Annotated in this window: 7 protein-coding genes and 5 pseudogenes; 9 read left to right on the top strand and 3 right to left on the bottom strand. The window is 59.4% G+C overall.

What is annotated here, in order from left to right; genetic code table 11:
- The 5 genes and pseudogenes from CT676_RS42575 to CT676_RS42595 form a co-directional block, all read left to right on the top strand.
- Positions 1-755, top strand: a pseudogene (locus CT676_RS42575) (IS21 family transposase); the annotation flags it as partial.
- Between the two features lie 8 nt (positions 756-763).
- A pseudogene (istB, locus tag CT676_RS42580) lies at positions 764-1,375 on the top strand (IS21-like element helper ATPase IstB); the annotation flags it as partial.
- Positions 1,376-1,442: 67 nt separating this feature from the next.
- A pseudogene (locus CT676_RS42585) lies at positions 1,443-1,788 on the top strand (transposase); the annotation flags it as partial.
- Between the two features lie 152 nt (positions 1,789-1,940).
- A complete protein-coding gene (locus tag CT676_RS45885) occupies positions 1,941-2,141 on the top strand; it encodes a hypothetical protein (protein WP_135217239.1) in 201 nt (66 codons plus the stop codon).
- Positions 2,142-2,191: 50 nt separating this feature from the next.
- Positions 2,192-2,422 (top strand): hypothetical protein, encoded by a 231-nt coding sequence (locus CT676_RS42595; protein WP_135217240.1) that lies wholly within the window; start codon positions 2,192-2,194, stop codon positions 2,420-2,422.
- 77 nt (positions 2,423-2,499) lie between these two features.
- Here CT676_RS42595 and CT676_RS42600 read toward each other — a convergent pair whose 3' ends face one another.
- Entirely contained in the window at positions 2,500-2,742 is a 243-nt protein-coding gene (locus CT676_RS42600) for a hypothetical protein (RefSeq protein ID WP_135217241.1), read from the bottom strand.
- Positions 2,743-3,072: 330 nt separating this feature from the next.
- Here CT676_RS42600 and CT676_RS42605 point away from each other — a divergent pair, with 330 nt between their 5' ends.
- Complete coding sequence (locus CT676_RS42605) at positions 3,073-4,515, top strand: DUF1254 domain-containing protein (RefSeq protein WP_135217244.1); 1,443 nt, start codon at positions 3,073-3,075, stop codon at positions 4,513-4,515.
- 174 nt (positions 4,516-4,689) lie between these two features.
- Here CT676_RS42605 and CT676_RS42610 read toward each other — a convergent pair.
- A pseudogene (locus CT676_RS42610) lies at positions 4,690-5,097 on the bottom strand (DNA ligase); the annotation flags it as partial.
- 198 nt (positions 5,098-5,295) lie between these two features.
- Here CT676_RS42610 and CT676_RS42615 point away from each other — a divergent pair.
- Together CT676_RS42615 and CT676_RS44965 are read left to right on the top strand one after the other, a co-directional pair.
- Positions 5,296-5,682: a DUF1236 domain-containing protein gene (locus CT676_RS42615; RefSeq protein ID WP_038960231.1), complete on the top strand. Its 387-nt coding sequence runs from the start codon at positions 5,296-5,298 to the stop codon at positions 5,680-5,682.
- 211 nt (positions 5,683-5,893) lie between these two features.
- Entirely contained in the window at positions 5,894-6,169 is a 276-nt protein-coding gene (locus CT676_RS44965) for a hypothetical protein (protein WP_135217243.1), read from the top strand.
- Between the two features lie 59 nt (positions 6,170-6,228).
- On the opposite strand, the gene CT676_RS45890 is transcribed toward CT676_RS44965, so the two are convergent.
- Positions 6,229-6,570 (bottom strand): hypothetical protein, encoded by a 342-nt coding sequence (locus tag CT676_RS45890; protein WP_244623524.1) that lies wholly within the window; start codon positions 6,568-6,570, stop codon positions 6,229-6,231.
- Positions 6,571-6,701: 131 nt separating this feature from the next.
- Here CT676_RS45890 and CT676_RS42630 point away from each other — a divergent pair.
- Positions 6,702-6,831: pseudogene (locus CT676_RS42630) on the top strand (DNA-binding response regulator); the annotation flags it as partial.

Below are 6,831 nucleotides of genomic sequence, written 5' to 3' on the forward strand. Positions count from 1 at the left end.
CAGGTCGGGCTGGTCAGGGAACGCTTCTTCACGCCGCGGCTGCGGTTCAAAAACCTCGACGAGTTAAACGCCTGGCTGCTCGACAAATGCATCGCCTACGCCAAGGTTCATCGCCATCCGGAGCTGGTCGATCAGACGATCTGGGAAGTGTTCGAAGCCGAACGCCCCAAACTCGTTCCCTATGCCGGCCGCTTCGACGGCTTCCATGCGGTGACGGCATCGGTCTCGAAGACCTGCCTGGTGCGCTTCGACAACAACAAGTACTCGGTCGCAGCCAGCGCAGTCGGACGACCGGTCGAGGTTCAAGCCTATGCCGATCGCATCGTGATCCGTCAGGATGGACGCATCGTTGCCGAGCACCCGCGATCCTTTGGCCGCGGCGATACCGTCTACGACCCCTGGCATTATGTGCCGGTGCTCGCCCGCAAACCCGGCGCCTTGCGCAACGGTGCTCCCTTCAAAGACTGGGTGCTGCCAGCCGCGATCGAGCGGATCCGGCGCAAGCTTGCCAGCACCGACGACGGCAATCGGCAGATGGTCGACATCCTCAACGCGGTGCTGACTGACGGTCTGCCGCGGTGGAAGCGGCCTGTGCCGAAGCGCTCAGTCACAGCGTCCATTCGGCCGATGTCGTTCTCAATATCCTGGCCCGTCAACGTGAACCCGCCCCACCGGCCAACATCATGACGCCGGCCGCACTGACGCTCCGTCATGCACCGATCGCCGATTGTGCCCGCTACGACAACCTCCGGAGGACCATCTGATGGAACGAACCCAAATCTTCGACCTCATGGGCGAACTCAAGCTCTACGGCATGAAGGCTGCCTTCGACGAGATCATGGCAACTGCCGTCAAGCGCCAGCACGAACCTCAGCGCATTGTCGGCGACCTGCTCAACGCCGAGATCAACGAGAAGCAAGCCAGGTCGATCAAATACCAGCTCACCATTGCCAAGCTTCCGCTTGCCAAGGACATCGCCGACTTCCAGTTCGACGGCACGCCGATCAATCAGACTCTCGTCAATGATCTTGCTGGCGGCGGCTTCATCGCCCAACAACGCAACGTCGTGCTGGTTGGCGGCACCGGCACAGGCAAAACCCACCTGGCCATTGCCATCGCCAGAAGCTGCATCCGATCCGGTGCCCGCGGCCGCTTCTTCAACGTAGTCGACCTCGTCAATCGCCTCGAGACCGAGACCCGCAACGGACGGCAAGGACGGCTCGCCGAGCATCTGACCCGGATGGACTTCATTGTGCTGGATGAACTCGGCTATTTGCCCTTCGCCCAGTCCGGTGGCCAGCTTCTCTTCCACCTCGTCAGCCGGCTCTATGAGCGCGCCTCCGTCATCGTGACCACCAATCTCGCCTTCGGCGAATGCCGCTTTCGTGCTTCCACAACCAGCCGCGCTCGATCGCGTGTTTGAGCCCGGTGCCAATCAGTCAATTCATCTTCTCACGGAGTATTCGGATGAACTCGCGAAGGTCATTCGCGTAATGGTCGCAAGCGAACCCGACGCCTTAGTCGAATTTTTCGAGACGCTTGGCTTTGCAGTGAATCGGATCGGGCTGGAGGCTGGGCCACTGTCGCAATGGCTGCATGCGAGGCTGCAAAGAGCAGGATTCGAGACGGTTCTGCTGGAAACACGGCATGTGAAGGCAGCATTGTCGGCGATGACAGTGAAGACGGATCGCAAGGATGCACGCGGAATTGCCCAGTTGATCCGGATGGGATGGTTCCGCGCGGTGCACGCAAAGTCGATAGGGGGCTCAAGAGATCCGAGCGCTGCTGGATGCCCCCTTGCACGGAGCAGGGCCCATTACGGCATTTAAAGTTCTTCCGAGGGCGCGAGATTCCAACATTTGTGAATGCAACAGGTAGCGCTCTGGCTAAAATATGGACTGCAAACCAAACGGTTAGGACCCGTATGCACGAGGCCAGTCATGACGAAACGCCGCAGGTTTAAACAGACCGTCACCCTCGAAGAACGTCTCGGCCAAGAAGCCCAGCGATTGAGAGAGGAAGCCAAGAGGCTCCCGCACGGCGCTGAGCGCGAAATCCTCCTTCGCAAAGCCAGACAAGCCGAGACCGGCTCTCACATCAGCGATTGGCTGAGATCGCCCGGGTTACAGCCGCCGGAATAGGAACAGGTGGACATTTAATTCCATTGCTCTCCCTCGAATGAGGGCGGCGCATGACCCGGTACTACTTCGACATCCGGGACGACACCGGTTTGTACCCGGACGAGGAAGGTCTGGAATTCGACACTCAGCAAGAGGCTGAGGTCGAAGCCGCCAGGTCGCTTGCGAACTTGGCAAAGGACTTTGCCACCATACGGCAGGACGTTTCCGTGGAAGTGAGAACAGACGTCGAGCGGGTGTTCCAAGCCGCGTTCATTTTCGACAGAAGTAGGACGAAACAGTAAGGACGCTTCAGTTGGCGGCCTCGGTGTCGCGAAGAGGGCGCGAGCCGCGGGCGGCTCTGGGATTCACCTATCTTACCTTACCCCACATCCGAACCAGCTTCTCCTGCGTGCCAACCCTTCTCTGTAGGCTGATAACGCTCTCCGTATTTTACCAGCCAGCCGCCTTCAACCATCTTCTCTGCCAAAGCCTTCGAGCATGCCGGCTGGTTGCTGCCGGGGTAATACAGGCCGTCTCTGCGCTCGACCATAAAGCCATAGACGCGCACCAGGCGAAGGGCTTTCAGCATGCCGGGAATGAGAACTACGGTCGTGCTCGTCATTGCTCTCCAAGCAACGCCACCACCGAACGTTCCTGAGCCACCCGGCAAACCTTCGTCAAATTATTGATTCCTGGCGGCTTGGAACGAGCACTACTGCCTGTCGTGAGATAGTTCAGGGACACCGTTGATGTCCGCTGAGACTCTGATAGCGGCGCGAAAGCGGACATCGCGGGACTTCCGTGTTGGGCCAACAACGGACCTCCGGGCATGCTTAGGGTTGTCCGATTTTGCATTGTCAACCATCGCGGCAGGTGCGAAACTTCTCAAACAAATCGATCTGCGAGCAGCGCATGCGCGCTTGAGCACAAAGAACTGGAAGGACTGCGGAAAATGTTTACTAAGCGCGATCTTCTTCGTTCGGCCGCCTTGGCTGCCATCACTGCATCGACGGCGAAGTCTGTCCCCGCGCACGCACAGACCAGCGACGATCGCCCAGGTTTTTTCGAGGCAAAAGACATTGCCGAGGCAGGGTTCGTCTACGGCCTGCCTATCGTGATGAACTATGCCGTCATGCATGAATATGCGATCGATCGGAATTCTGGGCAGTTCAAGGCTCCGTTCAATCAGATCAAGAACGAACCTAACGTCTTCACCTACAAAGATACCGCAATCGTCACGCCGAACAGCGACACACCCTATTCCTTCGTGTGGATGGATTTGCGGGCGGAGCCGGTGGTGCTCTCGGTGCCGGCGATCGATCCGAAGCGCTACTACTCGGTCATGCTATGCGACGGCAATACCTACAATTACGGCTATATAGGCACCCGTGCCACAGGGAGCGAGGCCGGCGACTACATGGTGGTCGGGCCCGACTGGAAGGGCGACACCCCGGCGGGCATCAAGCAGGTGTTTCGTTCGAGCACACAGTTTTCCGTCGCAGGCTATCGCACCCAGCTTTTCGGTCCGGAAGATCTCGACAACGTCAAGAAGGTGCAGGCTGGCTACAAGGTGCAGATGCTATCGGCCTATCTGAAGCAGACGCCGCCGCCGGCCGCGCCAACCATCGACTTCCCCAAGATCGATAAGGAACTCGTGAAGACCAACTTCTTCGATTATCTCGACTTCGCGCTGCAATTCGCGCCGGCGCAGGGCAATGAGAAAGAGATACGCGCCAAGCTAGCACGCATCGGCATTGGGCCTGGCAAGACCTTCAACTTTAAGGACCTCCCTCTGGAGCAGAAACTGGAGATAGGCCTTGGCATGAAGGAAGGCCAGCGGAAAGTCGACGAGGCCGTCGCCAATGTCGGCAAGGCGATCAATGGCTGGCGGGTTAGCGGTCTTCCAGGCGATAGCGCCCACTACAATGGCGACTGGTTGAAGCGTGCCGTCGCCGCTCAGGCCGGCATCTATGGTAATGACCCGGCGGAAGCGACCTATCCATTCACGCGCGTTGACGGCGACGGTCAAACGCTCGACGGCAGCAAGCACAACTACACACTGACTTTCCCGGCCGGAAAACTGCCACCGGTGAATTCGTTCTGGTCGCTGACGATGTATGACGGCAAGTCCCAACTCCTGATCGAAAATCCGATCAACCGCTATCTGATCAACTCGCCGATGCTGCCGAACATGAAAAAGAATGCGGACGGATCACTAACGCTCTACATCCAGAACAAGTCGCCCGGCGCTGGCAAGGAAGCAAACTGGCTGCCGGCGCCGAACGACACGATCTATCTTGTCATGCGGCTCTACTGGCCGAAGACCGAAGCACCTTCGATCTTGCCGCCGGGCGAAGGGACATGGCAGCCGCCCGGCATACAGCGGAGCGCATAGAGCGATACAGAGAGCGGCCAACTAAAGGCTCGAGCACCACGCGGTGGAGAACCCGATTGCCAGTGCGCCGGCTGATTGAACGGATGCAATGTCGCCTTGGGATAAAAAGGGGAAATGCCCGACTGATTTAGCGTAGGTCTGGTTCAGCCCGAGAAGCGGCCGTAATCCGGCATTCTAAAACTCCCGGGACATAGCGGGGTGTGTTCGAGTCTTCACCTTGATCCATTCCTTCGTGCGACCGGCAATGTAGCGCCGATCACGCCGTTTCGAAACTAATCCCTCAAGGCCCATGCCAAAGGCAGCCTTGAAGAGGTCCGGTCCAATATCTCCGCTCTCAAACGGTGCGAGAAAGATGCCATCAGGTCGGCCGCGGAGCAGGCGCGCAAGGTTCGTCTTGCGCATAGTCAACGGCAGCTGGCGCAGATCCTCGCCGCCGAGCGCCAGAATGTCGAACGCATAGAGTTGAACCTCGGCATCTTGCTTGCGAGAATGCAGGGCGTTGAAATCCGAGGCCCCATCGACGCCGAGGACCACAGCCTCGTCGTCGATGACGAATTGCTGCTCGCGGTTCTTCAGCGCTGCCAACCGGCCCATGATACTGCGGCTTTCCAATCAAGAGCTACCCGTCTTCGCAACGTATGCCTGACAGCAACGCTGCGCCGCCGCGGCCTGAACTGTTGCGTAGTAACATTCTCCAGACGCGCCTTTCATCGGAGGAACCGGAACAATGCTCTGGCCCAGCGGTTGACGGCGCATCAACAACCACTGGAGAGAGTGGACATGAAAACCCGTCTTGCGATTTCATTGGCTGCTGTGTCGCTGCTGGCGGCGTCGAGTGCAGCCTTTGCCCAGTCGACGACCGAACAGGGCGCCAGGGACGGCGCGCGTGCGGGTGGCGACATCGGTGGCCCGGTCGGCGCGATGGTCGGCGGCACCGTCGGTGCGGCCGTTGGCGCCGGCCTCGAAATTCCGAATGCCGTGCTCGGCGGAATTCCGCGCGACGACTCCGTCGTGATCCACGAGCGCGTCGTCGTCGGCGAGCCCTTGCCCCCGACCGTGGTCTTGCGCCCGGTGCCGAACTACACCGAGTATCGCTACGCGGTCGTGAACGACCGCCGTGTCATCGTCGAACCGCGCACGCGCCGGGTCGTGAAAATCATCGACTGATCGGTCAAGGCGTAGGCTTTTAAGAGCCAAGACCCCGCAGAGCGTCACTCCGCGGGGCCTTAGTTCGTCATTGCCGAATTGGCGCGAACCGCCGGCGCCTAGTTGGGAGATCAGGCGTTCCGAGAAACCCGCCAGGCAACTGTGGCGGGTTTTCTCGTGTCCAGGCTGACGAGGTGGCAGCCGTTTGCGCACGGTCTGCGGGCTGATCCCAATGAAACTTTTTGTACCGGCGGTAATTGTGCATCGGGCCAAAGTTTTCGTTTCGGAGGATCGGCATATGGCCAATTCTGTTCGCCCATGGACCTCAGAAGACCTTGAGAAGCTCAAGGCGATGGCCGGGAATCACCGCCGCGAAGCGATAGCCGCTGAATTGAACCGAGGCGTCTCGTCGGTGGCTGTCAAAGCGCATCAGCTCAGTATCTCTTTGCGATACTACGGGCTGCCAAAGCGTCGAGCTTCAACAGCCAAGTCAGCGCCGGGCCATTGACTCGATTGTTTTCGAACCTGCGTTTACCCTCTTTGACCTAGAGCGGAAGTCCGCCACCGTCAGGCGACACCGCGCAAGGGCAGGGCTAGCTGCATGTCGAAACGCCGTGTGGCGTTGGCGGCGATGAAGTCTTGCAGCGCAGACGAGACCTTCGCGTCGGTGTCGGCGCGCTGAGCCAGCGTCGCGACGTCGGAAGTCGCATCGCGCGACCACCCCTCGACGGGGTTGAAGGATACAATTCGGACCGGTAGGCGTACTGGCCCGAGGGTCGAAATCGGAGGTCGGTTGCATCGGCTTTCTCGGGTCAGGTGGTTGCAAGGGAGGTCTTTTTTCGGGTAAACGGGGGGCAGGTTAAAGGGCGAAACGGGGCGAATCTGCCGCGCTTTGTGGAACTTGGTCACACCTCAGCCCAGCTTACATTGCTCGGCGACAAGGTTCGATTGCCGACTTCGGCACCCGTGTATGCGGCACATCAGTGGATTGCTCGCCGTTTCAAGCCACGACCCAAACGGAAAGCAGAAAGCAGAGGCTCATGCCCACAATCGCTTTGGTCGACGATGACAGCAACATTCTCACATCCGTCTCGATCGCGCTGGAGACGGAAGGCTACCGCATCATGACTTACGCCGACGGCGCCTCCGCGCTCGACGGCTTCCGCACCA

Source organism: Bradyrhizobium sp. MOS001, assembly GCF_004634465.1.
In the GTDB taxonomy this organism is placed as follows: Bacteria; Pseudomonadota; Alphaproteobacteria; order Rhizobiales; family Xanthobacteraceae; genus Bradyrhizobium; species Bradyrhizobium barranii.

What these genes read in the sequence shown, in the direction of transcription:
- CT676_RS45885 (WP_135217239.1), top strand. Translation starts at nt 1,941, where the DNA reads ATGACGAAACGCCGCAGGTTTAAACAGACCGTCACCCTCGAAGAACGT.
- CT676_RS42615 (WP_038960231.1), top strand. Translation starts at nt 5,296, where the DNA reads ATGAAAACCCGTCTTGCGATTTCATTGGCTGCTGTGTCGCTGCTGGCG.
- CT676_RS42605 (WP_135217244.1), top strand. Translation starts at nt 3,073, where the DNA reads ATGTTTACTAAGCGCGATCTTCTTCGTTCGGCCGCCTTGGCTGCCATC.
- CT676_RS42600 (WP_135217241.1), bottom strand. Translation starts at nt 2,742, where the DNA reads ATGACGAGCACGACCGTAGTTCTCATTCCCGGCATGCTGAAAGCCCTT.
- CT676_RS44965 (WP_135217243.1), top strand. Translation starts at nt 5,894, where the DNA reads ATGAAACTTTTTGTACCGGCGGTAATTGTGCATCGGGCCAAAGTTTTC.
- CT676_RS42595 (WP_135217240.1), top strand. Translation starts at nt 2,192, where the DNA reads ATGACCCGGTACTACTTCGACATCCGGGACGACACCGGTTTGTACCCG.